This window comes from Legionella shakespearei DSM 23087 (assembly GCF_000373765.1).
GTDB lineage: Bacteria > Pseudomonadota > Gammaproteobacteria > Legionellales > Legionellaceae > Legionella > Legionella shakespearei.
Map to the genome: position 1 here is coordinate 1 of NZ_KB892391.1, position 17,708 is coordinate 17,708.

Below are 17,708 nucleotides of genomic sequence, written 5' to 3' on the forward strand. Positions count from 1 at the left end.
TGCTTTACCTTGCTCTTGCCGGGTAAATGCCTTCCTATACTCGTCAACGTCAGTTGCGCATGACCTCCTAACACACTTTGTACATGGCTTATTAACGTGTTTCTTGTCTTCGTATGTAACCAAGAAAGTGATTTTGTTAAATAATTGTGACAAAATACATTCGCAAGCATGGTGTTTTCCTCCAATAATGGTGTGAGAACTCTTATTAGATCAGAAAATACCAACGCTTGCACTTCTTTTTACGTAATCAGAAAAAATGAGCGGATCACTCAGCGCTATCGCTGCATCAAGGCTACGGTTTTTTCTACGCTTGCTCTGCTTTCACTGTTCACTCTGGTAAAATCGGCCGGAAGAAACTACGCTCATAACTGATAATACAACCCGTTTCAGCGCCATAGCGAAAGGCGGCCTGACAGGCTTCATCCTGAGCTGCCTTTTCACGATATTGTTCATAAAGCGCCAAACTGGGAAAAGAAAAAAGTGCCAGAGCAATATTATTCGCACCTTCTGCAGGTAAAAAATAACCATGATGCACTCCGCCGGCTTTTTCAACAAGAGGAATCCACAAACGGCTGTAATGCTCAAATTCTCTGATTTTAAGCGGATCAATAACGTAACGGACATAACAAGTTATCATCTTCACTTCCTGAAACAGATTAAACACCCATCATAGGGTCAATTTATTTTGTAGGACACGCTGCCATGTTTCACTTAATACTGCACTTCCAAAGCATCCTTTCATGAGCAGAATATGACATAGAATCATTTTAATGTATATTTAAGTCATACCCCAAACAAGGAATAAACATAATGAAAAAAGCGCTCTCTGCTCTTACTGCCGCCCTGCTTTTTGCCGCAATCAATCCACTTGAGGCTTCTCGTGACAGCGTCTCATCAGCTGAAGTCAATGGCACTTTTTTGATGCATTTTAGTGGAAAATTCAAGGATTTCTCTAACAAATTAACGGTGAAAGCCAAAGGTGGCGGCAAGCTTGATATAGACTTTGAGCTGGCTTACCCTTATGAAGTGAATAATGAACCTATGGCCAACACTGGTGAACTGTCAGGTGAGGCCTCAATTAGCGGTGATACTGCCATTTATCAAAGTGATGAATACGGCCACTGCAAAATAACCCTTGTATTTACCAAACCAGGCGAAGTGAATGTAACTCAGGAAGGTACTGATGCGGACTGCGGATTTGGCCACAATGTTTATGCTAATGGCACTTATCATAAAAGCTAATAAATAGATGATGTTGTTTTTAATTTACCAGGGTTAAGCTGATGCACGTATTAATAAAAAGATTTACTGAATTAAACACCGATGAATTATATGATTTATTGGCATTAAGGACTGCTATTTTTGTTGTAGAACAGAACATCATCTATCAGGACATGGATTTTCGCGATCAGGAAGCTTTCCATGTATTGCTCTATGCAGATGATGAGATGATAGGCTATGCACGGGTTTTACCTTTTAAAGATGGGGAAGGAATGAGTTTTGGGCGCGTGCTGGTGAAGCAATCATCGCGCGGATTAAAAGCAGGCGAACAATTGGTACAACATTGCCTGACGTTCCTGGAGCAAGAATACCCTGGTCAGCCAGTAACTATTTATGCCCAGGAATACTTAAGGAAATTCTACGGAAAATTTGGCTTCAAGGCTATCAGTGAACCCTTTGATTTAGAAGGAATCATGCATCTGTTGATGAGGAAATCAGAGCCGTAAATGACAGGTTGTAGCCTGTATTAGCGGAGCGTAATACAGGATCGAAGTAGTAATTTCCCGTATTACGCTCCGCTAATACGGGCTACGGTCTAAAAGTAAAGGAAAACCTTGATTACGCTGTCGCTGCATCAAGGCTACAATTTTTATATATTGAAATCAATCGCTTACTACTTGTCGTGTAGCCTATATTAGCTGATCTACGTCGTCCTGAGCGCGTCTTTTTGCGCGAAGGATCTCCTGAAACTGGCATGGTGTCAGTATAACTGTTCCGCTTCCTTACGGTCGCGGCTCGGTTTCCTTTAATTCATGTCAATAAGGAGCAGGCCTGAGTTTTATTCCCCCAAATAAAGCAATTTCCTGGTGATGCCTCAGCTTGCGCCATTTTCACCCTTATCAATAAGGGCAATGGTGATCACAGGCTACACAAAAATAATTAAATAAATCCTATTTACAATATTGTGATATCTATATGAAAATTAAGTCTATTCTGTACCATAGCCTTTGTTGAAAAAGGAAATTCAAGGATGAAGCGGCTTTTAGTTATCCCATTATTTTTATTACCCTTCACTTCACATGCATTGGAACCCTGGTTTACCGGCCCCGCCATTGCCATTTCCGGAAAAACAGTGGCTAAAGGTAAAATAGCGGTGCAGCCTTATGCTACCTATAGAGATGCTTATGGAGCCTTTAATAACCAGGGCAAAAAAGTAAATACCATCGACACGCATGCCTCCGGTTATGAGCAACTGGTGTTTTATGGATTAACGGACTGGATGGACATTCAGGGATTATTTGCCGTAAGCCAACAATATCAACTCAATAAAATGTCCAGTGAATTGGGTGATACACGCGTTTTAACCGGTATACAGCTCCTGAAAGGGGAACTTCACAGTTGGAAACCTTTTATCAAACTGCTTTTCGCTCAGTTCATACCTACAGGGAAATATCAAAATTTATCCCCTCTGCATTTGGGGCTGGATGCTAATGGCGCAGGTGCTTACAGCCGCTGGATTGGTTTTGTAGTGCATAAATACATTCAATTCAAAAACGAACATTACCTCTCCACCCGGGTGCAAGTTAATTATCGCACGGCTGAAACCACCGCAGTCTCAGGATTTAACAGTTACGGCGGTGGTTATCAAACACAGGGCAAAGTAAAAGTGGGGTATGGTTTTCAAGCGGATTGGGCTATTGAATACCAGTTAACCCAGAAGTGGGTTGGAGTATTGGAATTTAATTATCGTTATAACGACCAGTCACGATTTTATGGCTTCCCCGGTTTTGATGCTTTTGGCAAGGTGGCCAATATAGGCAGTAATAATCAATATACCTTTTCTTTTTTACCTGGCATTGAATACAACTTCGGCCCCAATGTTGGAATATTGTTTAGCTTGTGGATGTCAGTAAAGGGAAAAAACGCAGCGAATTACATGACTGGTGTAACCACGGTCTATGCAACACTGGGTTGAGTAATCTTATTTAAATGTAGCCTTGATGCAGCGAAGCGAAATCAAGGCTACAGTTTGATACAATCATCCATAGGTTAAATGCTGTACCGCAATGGCTGCAGCGCCTACTGCGACTGCGTTAAGGACATGCCGGCTGGGAAGATGCTGCTTGAAGAAACTGAAATACTCTGAATGTGATGAAGCACTTTCTTCAACATCATCAGACTGCTCACAGTTTTGCTCACTTATAAGGTTCTCAGGCACAGGCTGCGGCAATTCAACAACTGGAGTTTCCTTAACCTCTGCCAAAGCCAGCAGTTGGGCTATTTTCTCTTCTGACAGTTCAATATCTGTAATAACAAGCTGTCGCTTTTCTTCCAAATCGGCGATATAGGAACCGACGGTTTCATGAGTAGCCAATTCTTGATTCAGATCATGTTCTGCTCTGACAAACTCTTTCTCAGCCTGCTCCATATTTTCAATGATTTGCGGTGTATAAATCCAGGAAAGAAGTCTGTAAAAGAGTTGCATAATATAGCTGGTATTTTGCCATTCAAGATTGGCAGTCTGATGTTTGTTATGGCAACTATTAAAGGACTCAAGAATAGTGTAAAAATTTTGGGCTTTGATGTTCAATTGCCCTTTTCTCTCTTCCAATTCCTGAAGAGAGCGTCTAAGCTCTCCAAGCTCATCTGATTCATTGGTCTCAACAGAATGGACGGATGGAATGGGCTGCTCCGGAATTGTTGCTATTCGGTCAATATATTCTTTAGCTGATTCATGCTTTTGTTTTAAAAACAAAGTGCTGTTAAAGATAATATTCTCGCTCTGGCAAAACCGCTGTATTTCCCCCAGTAAAGCCTTGGCTTGAATTGCGGTGGTCACTTTTTTGTCCTCTACAGCAGCAAGAACCCGCCCTCGAAACATAAAAATTGAACCTTGATAACTGACGGATTGGTAATTAGTCAAATGCTGATAATAAGCAATAGCAAAAATCAGGCTGTCTTTAGTGGTTATCTTTGGCAAGTAAAACGTGTATTCCTTATCTTGAGTGTAAAGCACCTCATTACCGTACGATTTGGCTTTTCCCTGTAACTCGGCAACAACCCCGCTGATGGTCGTAAAATTCATCAGCTCTATGGTAACGCCAAGAGCCACCATCTCGTTGGCAACGCCAATTTGCTTTGTGTATTCTTCATTTTCTGTTCTTGTCGGCAAATTATCGATATTCTCTTTGAATTGTTGCCAGTACGCCGTCATTGAAATCATGTGAATCCTTTCTCAAAAAAGAAACTTCAATGTAAACCCAAGTTTAAAAAAAATCTACAGATTCATCATTTTTTGTGACCGTATAAGTGCAGGATTTAACGCCTCAATATCTCCCGGTATGTTCCGTATGAGGCTATGCTAATACGGGTTTCGGAAGCAAATCTATCCTATTGTTTTTACAGCATATTGATCTAACAAAGAGCATAGCATTTTATTATTATTTTTTTTTGCTATACTGTGCCGTCCCTTCAAAACAGATGAAGGAAAAATAAAAATAATATAAGGAGATATACACCTATGTTAGGCTTTACAAAAACAGCTGCTGCTGTGCTAACTTTGGGGAGTAGTGTTGTATATGCAGGCACTATGGGTCCCGTTTGCACTCCAGGTAACGTAACAGTTCCCTGCGAGCGTTCTGCTTGGGATTTCGGTGTTCAAGCTGTATACCTGGTTCCATCTTTTAGTCCTGTTGGTGCATTTGTTGGTTCTTCCAATAGACCAACAATTTTTATTCCTGGAGTTTTCGATCAAACTGGTGATCCTGATGTGTATTACAATGAATTCCAACCCGATTGGGCTTGGGGATTCCGTTTGGAAGGTTCTTACCATTTCAACACCGGTAATGACTTAAACCTGAACTGGTTACACTACAAGCACACAACAAATCAAACCATTAACCTGTATGCACCAACACCAGTTAATCCTTTTGGTATTGCGCATGATATGTTCCTGGTTGATATCCCAACACTGGATGTCGTTAACCTGGAATTTGGTCAGCACGTTGATTTCGGTGAGCGTAAAGACATTCGTTTCCATGGCGGTTTTGAGTATGTCAGATACCACCATGTTGGCGAATACAGCGATCTCTTCGGACAATACGATGCTGCAACACTGCAATCAAACCTGTTCGGTCCACGTGTAGGTGCTGATTACATGTACAATTGGGGCAATGGCCTGGCTATGTACGCTAAAGGCGCTACTGCATTGTTAGCTGGTACCAGTAAAATGGAAGGTTCTGTATTTACTGTTCCTGGCGCTTATGGTAGCAAACGTGCTGTTATTCCAATGCTGGAAGCAAAAACTGGTGCTACTTATACCTACTCCATGCCATCAGGTGATTTAACTCTGGATGCTGGCTGGATGTGGATGAACTTCTTTGAAATGGAGTTCTGGGCTTCAGGATATAACGCTATTCAAACTACTAACCTTGCTTTAGATGGTCCTTACGTAGGTCTGAAGTGGGTTGGAAACGTATAATCATTATTCTTAAAACCGCCAATACTTATTGGCGGTTTTTTTTAGTTCTGTCGTTGTATAGAAGAAATTTTTCCAAAAAATTCAACTGTATTTATCAAGCAATCCCGCAGTCTGTTCCAGCATCATTAGAAAACAAATAAACAAAAATTCAACTTTAATACCGTACTCCATACTGTAGGAAACAATAACAAATGGAGCTATATTTATTAGCCCCGCGTCATAAAGATCACCACAAGAACACAAAGAAAAAAATTATTGCGAATCAAGTTTACAAATGCCCAACAAATGATAAAATAGATCTTTTTTTGTCATTGTGAGTTAAGATTATGCCATTTGTAATAGGAGTAGCAGGTTCGTCAGGTTCAGGAAAAACAACAACTAGTGCCCAACTGGCTCAGTACTTCGGAGCGCGCTGTGTTGTTGTTTCGGCAGATAATTATTATAAAGGTCTGAAAGAAATGACCGTAACCTCTTTTGATCATCCTGATGCGATTGATTTTTCTTTCCTGGTACATCAAATACAGCAATTAAAAGACGGGAACGCTATAGATATGCCAGACTATGATTTTAGTACTTCTAGCCGTAAAAAGGAAACTACACATGTAGAACCTTATGACATCATTATTGTTGAAGGTATTCTGACCCTTCACCATGAAGCACTTCGCGCATTGTTTGATGTCTCCATTTTTGTTGATACAGATGTGAATGTATGCCGGGAACGCCGCCTGGCGAGAGATGTTAAAGAGCGTGGCCGTACTTATGAGCATGCTTTGGCGCAATGGAATAAAGACGTGTTGCCGGCTTATGAAGAATTTGTGCTCCCCAGCAGAGAACATGCCAGTATTTTAATCGCGAACACCAGCCATTCTGACACTCTGGAATTTGACATTAGTCCGGTAATTGCAGATTTGGAAAGTTTGCAAAATGCGGAAAAAGCCACTCAAGGCAGAAGAACGTACAGCCTGTTTCCTGTTGTGCAACCCACTGTTCTTTCAGATGAAGCGGCCAAGGATCTTATTCCTGAGTTCTCTTGATATAAGAAAATCTGGGCCAAAATCGGTAAGTCCCCGATCCACGTCGTCCTGAGCGCGTCTTTTGGCGCGAAGGATCTCCCGAAAGCGGTATGGTGCCAATTTTTGGAGATCCTTCGCGCCAAAAGACGCGCTCAGGACGACGTGGATCGATGAAGGACAAAGATGTGTAGAAGAGTCAGTACGTAGCCCTGTCTGCTTGCAGCCGGGATCGAAGTGGCACAATTCCCGGCTGCAAGCAGACAGGGCTACAACAGACCTAGCTACATCGAACCCTGCTACCCGTTTATTTTTATGTATTTCTCACGCTCTTTGTGAGAAAATAATGGCCAATTAAATTTATACTGGTAAACGTTATGCTTGGTAGAGGTCTTTTTGCACTAAAGAGAGGCGCGCAAAGCGCTGCAGTAAACACTGATAAGATACGCTGTACCGTAGAAAAAAGTACTAATATAAAACACATACTCTCTACTGCCAAACCGGGTTCATTAGCCATTCTGGACATTGACGATACCATTGGCCGTGTTGGACAGTCCATAGGACTTGATGCCTGGTTTCGTTACCGTATGCAACAATACGCGCTTGAAGGGCACACAGAATCACAAGCACTCTTAAATGCCATTGCCCTGTATAACCGGGTGCAAAAGGCCACAACCCACATGGTTTGTGTTGATCCTGACAATGACATTGCCGAGTTGATCCAACAATTAAAAGACCGAGGCGTAAAAGTGATAGGCTTAACCGCCAGAAACCACGAACTCACTGATAAAACCATTGAATTATTACACACTCTTGGCGTTACTTTCAGTGATGATGTATTAAAAGACGGAGTCTTTTTACTGAATGATAAACTTGTAGAAATAAAAAACGGCATCATTTTTTCTGATGGCAGCAATAAAGGATTATGTCTCGAGCAAGCCGTGGAAAATAAATATTTCCTGACAGATTTCACTTCCTTTGTCGATGTAAGCTTTACAGATGACAGTGCAAAAAACTGTGAGCATGTCGCCCTGAGCCTCGCAAAACTCGGATACCCAAACGCAATGGTCTGGCATTACACTTTTGCGGAAGAGTACTTACCCTTTACCAATGAAGCCAAGACGATTGCAGCCATTCAGGAATCCAATTTAAGAGATTATAAATTTTTATTTACGGATGACGAAGCCAGAGAACAAATAGGAACCGGTAATTATCCGATTTAAAACAAATGCATGGTGAAATGAAACCAGGAGTACCCTTCATTGAACAACAATAAAGTCAAAGTGAATTCAGTCTGGATACTCTCTGCCTGTCACATTTTTCTTATCATGCTTAGCAATGTGCTGGTGCAATATCCCTTTGATATCCTGGGATGTCACACCACCTGGGGTGCTTTCACCTACCCCGCTATTTTTATTTTAACTGATTTGACTACCCGAATAGCGAATGCCAGCAAGGCACGGCAGATTATTTTGATCAGTATGTTTCCTGGGTTGATCTTTTCCTATCTTGTCGCAAGCTCTATTGAAGCAGGAAACAACCTGAACTTTAGCACCATTCTGGTGCTACACCCCATGCCGCTTCGTATTGCTGTGGCATGCTTCATTGCCTATGCCGCAGGACAGCTTCTTGATATAAGCGTGTTTCAACGTTATAGAAATCAATCATCCTGGTGGTTGGCACCTGCCCTTTCGACCACTATAGGTAATATTGTGGATACAGTACTCTTTTTTGCAATTGCTTTTTATCACTGTTCTAATCCATTTCTAAGCCAACATTGGCCAGAAATTGCGATGGTAGATATCTTTTTCAAAATTACTATCAGTTTAATCGCTTTTGTTCCACTATATGGATTGGTATTAAATGCTGTTGGAATAAAGGGCATCAACAAATCCATGGCATAATGGAAAGAGGATAAGCTATGCAGGCACTTTTGGATGAGTTAGCGATTTTAGACGGTAAATCTATCCAGTTGGAACCTGTTGGACCACAACATCGTGAAGCCTTAGGCGTTGCCGCCAATCATGAGCAAATATGGCATTACATGCCGCAAAAAGCGACCAATGAATTCTTTGATCCCTGGTTTGATGAATGTCTGGTAAAAATGTCTTCCGGGGAACAGATTACTTATGTCCTGCGCTGCAAAAAAGATCAGCAGATTAAAGGTGCCACGGCGTTTTACGACATTCAATTAGACAATAAACGTCTTACTTTAGGTTATAGCTGGTATACCCCTGAAGTGTGGGGAACCGGAATTAACAGCGAATCTAAATTACTCATGTTGACCCAGGCATTCGAATCGTGGGGTATTAACAGAGTAGAATTAGGTACCGATTCCCGTAACCTTCGCTCATACCACGCAATAAAAAAACTGGGGGCAACTGAAGAAGGATTATTGCGTGAACACATGATTCTTCATGGAACGGTAACCACAGACACCGTCGTTTTCAGCATACTTTTATCAGAGTGGCCGGCCATTAAAAGAAGGTTAGAACGGTACCAGGGATAGCAGTTTGGATCATGGATTCGGGATAACCCATTTCGTAGCCCGTATTAGGCGTCAGCCGTAATACGGGAATTAGCTCATTGCCCCTTCGATCCCGTATTACGGCTGACGCCTAATACGGGCTACACGCTACACGCTGATATGAGCCGAGGCATTGACCATTCCCAGATTACACCGTCCCGAGTAGGTTCAAGGTTCAAAACTCCCTCCACCATCGAAACTAGGTCGTCCTGAGCGCGTCTTTTTGCGCGAAGGATCTCCCGAAGATGGCATGGTGCCAGGACAATATGACATTTCTAACCCCTGTATTTACCTATCTCTTGTGATTACTCTATACTTAATTAAATCGATAAAAATCAGAGATAAAATGTCTTCCTTCAAATCAATTGCCTTCACATTCTTAACCTTTCTGAGCCTTGAAGGATTCGCAGGCCAACCTGCCAAAGGGGCCCCAGTTAGTGACGCTCAATATTCAGCAGCAATTTTGAATGTCGCTTTGTACGTCATGCAGGACTGTTATATGGTGCAACATAAAAAAGGCGCCCAATTAAGTGAATGTATGGCCGATGTTTTTATCAAGGAAGCACCCAACCCGCAACATTATCAAATGTACATCAATGGTGATACGCCTGGCAATTTGAACTTGTTACTGTTTAATCAGGCAGGATACACCGTCAATTGTTCCATTACTGTAGACAAAAAAATTGAAGTAAACAGTTGTGTTTCCTATCAAAATCAGCCTTTATCCAGTGAGCAGGAAATGTCAATTACACCCCCTGCCCAGAAATAAGGTAAACCTCCCCGTAGCCCGGTCTGCTTGCAGCCGGGATGAGGTCTTGGATCCTGGCTGCAAGCAGCTGTCTCTTGATCACCTCTTAGTCTAAGCCTTACACCAATGCTAAATCAGACTCTGTGCCACAACAAAAATTCCGCTTCCTGACGGTCGCGGCTCGGTTTCCGGTGCACGATGAAGTCAACACGAACACACGAAAATCGAGCCGCGACCGTCAGGAAGCGGAACAGTTATACTGGCAGGGACTGTGTTTCTGCTCTGAACCCATGGCTCTCTCGGACAAGCCGAGGGGATTCCGAGAGCCTTGATCCCGGCAGCAAGCAGACCGGGCTACAAACCCTTCTGGAATCATTATCAGGTCAATTTTAAACAAACAAAAACCCAGAGAAACAAGAACGCTTCTCTGGGTTTTAAAGCAGGTGTTATTGAGTTGTATCAGTTCCAGTTCCTGAATCATCTGGAGTTGTGGTTCCTGTATCAGGGGTTGTTGTACCCTGATTATCAGTTGCACCATTATTCAGATTATTATTAGGATCTGTTGGTGTAGTAGTGGGATCCGTGGTATTAGGAGTTGTTGGAGTCAGTACATCTGTTCCAGCATCGTTATTAATACCCGTTCCGGGATTATTCCCATTTTGTGGATTGGTTCCTGTATCACTGTTAATTAAGGTACCTGAATCCGTTCCGGGGTCAACTGTGTCTGCATTGGCCAGTGGAAAAGCAAGCATACCCAGTAAAACCAAAATTGCTTTATTCATCATATTCTCCTTTCAAAGTGTAAATTAAATCAGTGTTTTTCTTTATGAAAGTAAGAAACACTAATTCGTGGGTTACACATGAAAAACGCTCAGAGAGATTACTGTTTGCTTAAAATAAGCAGAGTTTTTTCTGATTGGACTTACACTTTACCTCCATAAAGTACAGCTACCTCATGCCTTCTCCTTTGTTAATTTGCGTGTCTACTATAGGGATAGAACAATACATTCAAGAATGCAAATACTATTTGATTTATTATTAACCAAATAACTGAATTTATTATCAAAAATAATTAAAAAAAATCAGCGGTAAAAAATGTGAATAAACATGACGATCTGTGCAAGTAGCCTCTCCCCCTTCGCACTGCCATTAAGTTAACGTGAGTTATGGATAACAAGATTGTTTTATCCAATCGTTACTTCGATGCCGTTCGGGCTGAGGAAGCGCGATAGCGCTGTCTCGAAGCCTGGGCATGGTGCTAAGGCTTCGAGACGAGGCTAGCGCCTCTCCTCAGCCCGAACGGCATCGAAGTAACGACTGGATAAATCAAGCTCCTATCCCGAAACACTACTCCGTCCCGAATCAGAGCACATTAATTTTACTGCAATCCAAAATTGCTTTATGATGCATGACATGGAATGATGAATGGATTCCCGCCACAGTGGGAAACGAACTTCGGGTTTGTTGATTTTTGCCATCCAAACCTGGCAGGGTTTCACATGGTCAATCGTGTTATAAGTAAAACCACCAATATTTATGTTTATCCCTCTGAACAGGAAACTCATCTTGGCTCACTTACCTTGGGAGACTTGCATGGAAATGCTGTAAAGCTGCTGCATTTTTTCTTCCAATATCAAATTATCCAATTTAAAAAAGAAGTAACCCAACCGGAAAAAACCTATGAGGAGTTTGTCACTCTCTATGAGTCTTATGGAGAAATTCTGGAAGAATATCTGGAAAACTCCACACTCCTCCAATTAGAGCGAACGAAAATCACTAATGCGAAAGAACGCATTGAAAATATAAAAACCCAATTATCCCTTGAAGAAAATAAAGACAGCCCGCAATATCAATCCTTATTCCTCTTACAACAACAAATAGAAAGCAGATTAGAAACAAGCCAGGAATGTAAAAAACGCTTAAAGCAACTGCGAAGCGAAATAATCAAAAAAGTTCCACCTGTTCTTGAGCAACTGAATCAATTCATCAACAAAATTGCAATTAAAGACAGGGAAGTGCTGATTCGCCTTATTGGTGATGAGCTTGCCGACAGGGGACATTGCGACTATTTTACTTTAAGGATTTTGGACTTGTTTTCCCAAAACCATGGCCGCTTGGCCATTATTTTTTCCAACCATGGCTACGAATTTATTTCTGCCTATGAAAAACTGGCAAAAAATCTCCCCTTTGTACCTCAAAAAGATATAGTTGATTTTCAAACCACCTCCTTTTCTGGCCTCAAGTTACTGATAAAGCATGGATTTATTACTAAAAATGAATTAGTGCATTTAACCAATAAAAGCTACAAACCGGCTTTAAAATTAATCGATTACACCCTCGATGAAACCGGGATTACCCTGTTCAGCCATGCCCCGATGCGCTTTGATCATCTTGAATTAACCGCCAGATTTTTAAAAGTGACTTATGATGATTCCACCAAAGAAGCACTGGCCAAGACCATTGATGAAATAAACGGCCAATTGGAACATTACATCCATGAAGACATCACTCATTTACTGTTTCACAGTGATTGCATCAAGGATAAAACCAATATGACTGAAGAAGAGCGGGCCATGTGGCCGCTGATTTACTTAATATGGAACAGATGGGATCAGGCAAAAGAAACAGAAACTGCCCGCCCAGCCAGTAACAATGATTACCTCATCACTTATGTCCATGGGCATGATCCCTTTCAAAGCCCAAAGCCTCATGTGCATAATCTCGATACCCTTTGCGGTAAAGATTCACGTAAAAAAGAAGACGAGCAAATCAATAAGTCATTTCAGTTTTTAGCACAGAACAGATACACGTCAGTTGATACAACAGGGTTTGAACAGTATCTGCGTTTGGTCCACCGTTCCAAAGTATTTGACTCTAATGGCTATGGGCTGCAATCAGACAAGGAGGATGAAGTGCTGACTATTGAATCCCCTCTGGATGCAATGGTTCTGGACAGTCTGAAAAAATTCAGTATGTTTGGAAAAGCGGTTCAGACCCAGAGCGAACAACCAGAAGAAAAAGCAAATCCCTCAGAATCCATCTTGTGAAGCAAACCCAGAATAAGTATAGTAGGGTTAATTTATTGGGGTTCAATGAGTTTAACAGACAATACCAAACGGAAGAGGTATCTATTATGGGCCATTCAAAAAGTGAAATAAATGTACGCAAAAGAACAGAAGATTTAATGAAAGCAGGTTTTACCGGTTACGGGACGAAAGCGGTCGAGCCTAAATCAGCTTCTGAAACAACAGAAGACACGGCAACAGGGCAAATAACATTCCCGACAGCTCATAGGCCCATGAGGGTCACACGCAGGCCGTCAAAAGAAAATCGCTCTTTTTCACGCTCTAAAAATACATTATTTGGTAACAGCGAAGAACACAGCCCACAAGAATCAGTAAATCAGGGAAACACTCCCGATCTGGTTGCATTAATCAAAAGTGCAATAAGCCAGGCAAATTCCAATTACCAACAGCACAACATAGAAGGATTGTATGAACGCACTGAACCTGGCTGGTTAAGCTGGTTACGTCACGGCGAAGAAGGAAAAAAGCATGCCGAAGAGTTCAATAATGAGTTGCAGGCATTAGATTCTGTTGAGAGTGTTATCAATAAACTGAATGCCTTTTTCCGCAAACAAGATACCCGCTATCATTATAATTCTTTTGCATCTTATGCACTGGATGAGCTCAACACCATTTTGGAAAACCTGCATTACAAATCATTCAGACCTGAATCGGGAGAGCATTATCAAATAAAATCATGGTCTTGTGTGTCTATAGAATTGCATAAAATAAGCTTTGGAATAGCCCCAAAAATGGAAACTCCCACAGTAAGCGCAACGGTTTAGATGCCTTGATGAGCGATAGCGCTGAGTGATCCTCACCACTCAGATCTATGCAGAATCGCCTTCCCCTCTCCGGGGGAAGGTGCCCGACAGGGCGGATGGGGGGATCAAAAAAGGATTTTTTATCAGTTAGTTCATGTTGTATTAGATCTTGAGTGGTCTTTTTGATCCCCCCACCCNCCCTGTCGGGCACCCTCCCCCGNAGGTGGAGGGGCTACTTGCGAAGATCATCCTGTTTATTTGCATCTTTTTATGAGAGGATCACTCAGAGCGATAGCGTAATCAAGGCTACGGTATAGATAAGTTCCTGGAGTAGATGTACATGTTCGAATATATGTTAGATTTTTTCAAATCGTCGGCCGGTGTAGTCAGCCATGTCTCACAATGGCTTACAACTCCACCGGGAAATGTAGTTTTTCCTAATCCGGGATATTCTAAAGATCATTCCTCCGCCAAAAGCATCTCTGTTTTTTTCATCCACGGCACGGCAGACCGTGCTTGTGGCGGGAAATATCTGGCTAAAGGTATTCTGAGTGATGCACCCGACTCTGTTAAAGAAGTGCAACTGCTGGCCTTTGATCACCGTTTAAGCGGAAAAGGAGTCGTTGATTTTGCGGAACAATTAATCCAAAAATTAGAGCAATCAGAAGCAGAGCAAGTGGTATTAATTGGCCACTCAAGAGGTGGGTTAATTGCCGCTTATGCAGCCCAGGAAATGGCCCGGCGAAAAGTAAAACCTGAAATAGTAGCAACCGTATGCATCTGTGCCCCCTTTCAGGGTTCGTACCTGGCAAGAAAACCTCTGACCTTCATTTCACGTTCAGTGAAAGACATGCATGAGGGTAATGCGTTTCTCACCCTCCTCTGTGATGACATTGTCAAAAATCCAGCCTGCCGCTATCAATTTATCACAGGAACACAGGATTATATTGTTCCCAAAGCGGGCATTATCCCGGAGTACGTCACGGCTCACCCTGAAGCAGCCGCCAGGATAAATGGCCATAGCCATCTTTCCATTATGGGATCTGCCAGATGCCATGCCACTATTCGCCAGCTGTTAGCAGAACTCGTTGTTGCAGAAAAATCAGAACTGATTAAAACACTTTAAGAATGAATTCGCTACGCTCATGGCTTCCCGGATTAGCATCCGGGCTACATTTGATAGCCTGTACTAATCATTGTAGCCCGGATGCTAATCCGGGAAACCATGAGCGTAGCGAATTCTACTTATCAATTTAAAAGACAATTGCATCTGTAAATACATCCAGCTACTATAAAAAAAGGAATTATTTCTTCTCAGGATACAGAACTATAGTTCGCTTATATTTTATCCCACAATGGATTCCTTCCCTCGCAAAACCGGCATTGATTTGATCCTAAATACATGCCGTCAGTTTTAGCAGATTCAGATTTAAAAATATTATTCAAACCTCTCGTATAAGCTGTGGACTTTGTTTTACACGTGTTTGCAGAGGAACACGCTTTAAAGCGAAACAATACAGTTCAATCAAGGGGCCAATTAACTCATAAAAAGGATTTAGGGGTTTATATGAAAATTTTTGAATTGGCAAAAACAGTAAATGAGAAAGAGTTCGATCCACTTCTTTTAACTGACAGCATTCCGCTGGACAAGATTGATGCGTTGGACGAGCAACACCACACCCCCTTGTTTCACGCCATTAGTGAGGGTGATCTGAAAAAAACCAAATACCTTCTGAAAAATAATGCGACCTTGCAAACGGACAAATACACCCCATTCTTGCTGGCTTGCTTTTTTGGACAGTTAGAAATTGCGCAGTTTTTGTATCAGGAAGGATGCCTGAATGAGCGGGACATCTACCAAAATACTCCCTTAATGAATGCCGCATGGAATGGCCACACCGAGGTCGTAGAATGGCTTTTAAGTTTGGGAGCAGAAATTAATGCAACCAATGTCCATGGTGATTCTGCCTTATATATTGCACTGCGCTATAAGCATCCACTGACAGCCTCCTTGCTGCTCGAACAAAAAAACATTGATGCCTATAATGAAAACGTTTTGAGTTATGATCCCATAGTGATTGCTCTGTTTCATGGCTATCTCGATATTGCCAAAGGACTTTATAATGATAAAGTCAATCTCAACAAGCAATACACCGAAAACAATACTTTATTGCATATTTGTGCGCTCAACGGCGATTTAACAGGTACCGAATGGTTATTAAACAGAGGCGCTAATCCACACATCAGCAACAGCCAGGCACTGACTCCATTAATGATGGCGGCACAATACGGTCATCCAACGATTGTTTCCAAATACCTCGCTGATAAAAACTATCAGAAGCAGGCCAAGCGTCCTTACGAACTGGAACTTGCCTTAGTGATGGCGGCCGCAAAAGGCCAGGGAGCGGTTCTTGATATATTGATCAGCCACATCAAAGACATTCCGGAAACCAGCATTCATGCAGCCCTTTTAGGTGCGGTTATGAATGATCGTTGTGATGTCATCCCCAAATTGCTTACCATTAACCCTTCCAAAGCAGCCAGCTATGTTAAAAAGCACTATCACTTTGGTGATTACCCTTACAACCAGGGGCATACTTTATTGCATGCCGCTGCGGATAAAGGTTATTTGGCTTTAGCCCAAAACCTCGCTCATCTCGGTGCGAAGCTTGATGCTAAAAATGATAATAAAGATACAGTGCTACATTACGCAGTGCGTAGTGGTAATCTTGATTTGGTACGCTGGCTATGTAATCAAAATCTTGATGTCAATCTGAAAAATAAACAAGGCAACACCCCCTTACATTTTGCAGTGGAAATAAAAAATCCGGCAATAATCCGTTGTTTGTTACTGCATGGGGCAGATCATTTAATAGAAAACAAACTTCAGGACACTCCAGAGTTTTTAGCAAGAACGGATAAAGAGCTTCATTCCTGTTTCGAGGAATTTGAGAAAAGGGATTTAAAGCACTTCGGTTTATGCGAGATTCACCAGGCGGTTACCAGCAAGGAGGACAAGGCATTACTTCAAATCCTGCCTGTAGTCCATGATTTAAAACAGCGCTCTGATGATGGCTTGACTGCAATACAAGTGGCAGCCCATATGAATAATCTGAATCCTCTGGTCATATTATTACTTTGGGAAGCAAAGGGAGACAGAAAATACGCCCAGGATTTGGCGAAGTTCTACATGGAAAAATATGATTCGCATATGACGGCATATAAAAGTTTCGCGCAATCAGAACGTGCTATCAGACAGTTTCCGGAACATCGTCTGAATATCTTGTTGAAATTGTATCAGGCCTGTGAAACAAAACAGAATCAGCAAGGCATTCCAGCAACAGAACCTGTTGTTGAACAATGTGCGTCTGTGTCTGCTTCGGCGTCTGGAAGAAAACTGCGGTTCTTTGACTCATCAGAATCACTTGCAAGCTCTGAAAGTAAAGAAGAGGAACTGTCTGAAAATCCTGTAAAAACAGTAGCTTGATTTACCTCGATCCGTTCGGGCTGAGGATACTGCCATTAAGTTAAAAGAATTAATTTAAAATAGGCGTAGCCTTGATGCAGCGACAGCGTAATCAAGGTTTTCCTATGGTCTTTTAGCCTTACTGCATGAAAACCTTGATTACGCTGTCGCTGCATCAAGGCTACAGTTTTTTATATATATTTATCCCGAACTCGTTAAGTTAAGGAGTTCCGCCGTCCCGCGGCTTGTCCGCGGGACGGCGGAGTATCGCTTAACCTAATGATAGTGCACGTTGTCCTGAGCGCGTCTTTTGGCGCGAAGGATCTCCCTGATTTGGCAGGGTGTACACTTCAGATCAGGAGGACGTGGCTCCCAAACATCCAGAATTGTGCTATGTTTGATAATAATGATTATTATCTGATAGGAA

At 42.0% G+C, this 17,708-nt stretch carries 16 protein-coding genes; 13 read left to right on the plus strand and 3 right to left on the minus strand.

Annotated features, from left to right (window positions below):
- Positions 1-328: 328 nt before the first annotated feature.
- Entirely contained in the window at positions 329-637 is a 309-nt protein-coding gene (locus B094_RS0105140) for an NIPSNAP family protein (protein ID WP_018576731.1), read from the minus strand.
- Positions 638-810: 173 nt separating this feature from the next.
- On the opposite strand from B094_RS0105140, the gene B094_RS0105145 reads away from it, so the two are divergent.
- The 3 genes from B094_RS0105145 (at position 811) to B094_RS0105155 (ending at position 3,196) form a co-directional block, all read left to right on the plus strand.
- Complete coding sequence (locus B094_RS0105145; protein ID WP_018576732.1) at positions 811-1,242, plus strand: hypothetical protein; 432 nt, start codon at positions 811-813, stop codon at positions 1,240-1,242.
- A 41-nt stretch (positions 1,243-1,283) separates the two neighbouring features.
- Complete coding sequence (locus B094_RS0105150) at positions 1,284-1,727, plus strand: GNAT family N-acetyltransferase (RefSeq protein WP_018576733.1); 444 nt, start codon at positions 1,284-1,286, stop codon at positions 1,725-1,727.
- Positions 1,728-2,251: 524 nt separating this feature from the next.
- Complete coding sequence (locus B094_RS0105155; protein WP_018576734.1) at positions 2,252-3,196, plus strand: hypothetical protein; 945 nt, start codon at positions 2,252-2,254, stop codon at positions 3,194-3,196.
- A 63-nt stretch (positions 3,197-3,259) separates the two neighbouring features.
- Here B094_RS0105155 and B094_RS0105160 read toward each other — a convergent pair whose 3' ends face one another.
- Positions 3,260-4,444: a hypothetical protein gene (locus tag B094_RS0105160; protein WP_018576735.1), complete on the minus strand. Its 1,185-nt coding sequence runs from the start codon at positions 4,442-4,444 to the stop codon at positions 3,260-3,262.
- Between the two features lie 297 nt (positions 4,445-4,741).
- Between B094_RS0105160 and B094_RS0105165 the strand changes: the two genes are divergently transcribed.
- The 6 genes from B094_RS0105165 to B094_RS0105190 all read left to right on the plus strand — a co-directional run bounded on the left by B094_RS0105165 (position 4,742) and on the right by B094_RS0105190 (position 10,007).
- Positions 4,742-5,701, plus strand: a complete 960-nt coding sequence (locus tag B094_RS0105165; protein WP_018576736.1) for an Lpg1974 family pore-forming outer membrane protein — start codon at positions 4,742-4,744, stop codon at positions 5,699-5,701.
- Between the two features lie 326 nt (positions 5,702-6,027).
- Positions 6,028-6,735, plus strand: coding sequence for a uridine kinase (gene udk / locus B094_RS15755; RefSeq protein ID WP_018576737.1), 708 nt, complete (start codon positions 6,028-6,030; stop codon positions 6,733-6,735).
- A gap of 353 nt (positions 6,736-7,088) precedes the next feature.
- Entirely contained in the window at positions 7,089-7,934 is an 846-nt protein-coding gene (locus B094_RS0105175) for a DUF2608 domain-containing protein (protein WP_018576738.1), read from the plus strand.
- Between the two features lie 39 nt (positions 7,935-7,973).
- Complete coding sequence (locus tag B094_RS0105180; RefSeq protein ID WP_018576739.1) at positions 7,974-8,615, plus strand: 7-cyano-7-deazaguanine/7-aminomethyl-7-deazaguanine transporter; 642 nt, start codon at positions 7,974-7,976, stop codon at positions 8,613-8,615.
- 17 nt (positions 8,616-8,632) lie between these two features.
- A complete protein-coding gene (locus B094_RS0105185) occupies positions 8,633-9,220 on the plus strand; it encodes a GNAT family N-acetyltransferase (protein ID WP_018576740.1) in 588 nt (195 codons plus the stop codon).
- Positions 9,221-9,488: 268 nt separating this feature from the next.
- On the plus strand, positions 9,489-10,007 hold the full coding sequence (locus B094_RS0105190) for a hypothetical protein (RefSeq protein ID WP_018576741.1): 519 nt from the start codon (positions 9,489-9,491) through the stop codon (positions 10,005-10,007).
- A gap of 425 nt (positions 10,008-10,432) precedes the next feature.
- Here the strand turns inward: B094_RS0105190 and B094_RS0105195 are convergent, their stop codons facing one another.
- Positions 10,433-10,771 (minus strand): hypothetical protein, encoded by a 339-nt coding sequence (locus tag B094_RS0105195; protein WP_155823636.1) that lies wholly within the window; start codon positions 10,769-10,771, stop codon positions 10,433-10,435.
- 633 nt (positions 10,772-11,404) lie between these two features.
- On the opposite strand from B094_RS0105195, the gene wip reads away from it, so the two are divergent.
- From wip to B094_RS0105215, 4 genes are all read left to right on the plus strand, one after another.
- The gene (gene wip / locus B094_RS0105200) at positions 11,405-13,033 is read left to right on the plus strand and encodes a Dot/Icm T4SS effector Wip (protein WP_156412816.1); all 1,629 of its coding nucleotides are present in this window, start codon (positions 11,405-11,407) and stop codon (positions 13,031-13,033) included.
- 86 nt (positions 13,034-13,119) lie between these two features.
- Entirely contained in the window at positions 13,120-13,836 is a 717-nt protein-coding gene (locus B094_RS0105205; protein WP_018576744.1) for a hypothetical protein, read from the plus strand.
- 319 nt (positions 13,837-14,155) lie between these two features.
- Positions 14,156-14,941: an alpha/beta hydrolase gene (locus tag B094_RS0105210; protein ID WP_018576745.1), complete on the plus strand. Its 786-nt coding sequence runs from the start codon at positions 14,156-14,158 to the stop codon at positions 14,939-14,941.
- A gap of 441 nt (positions 14,942-15,382) precedes the next feature.
- Positions 15,383-17,302, plus strand: a complete 1,920-nt coding sequence (locus B094_RS0105215) for an ankyrin repeat domain-containing protein (protein WP_018576746.1) — start codon at positions 15,383-15,385, stop codon at positions 17,300-17,302.
- The last annotated feature ends 406 nt before the right edge of the window (positions 17,303-17,708 follow it).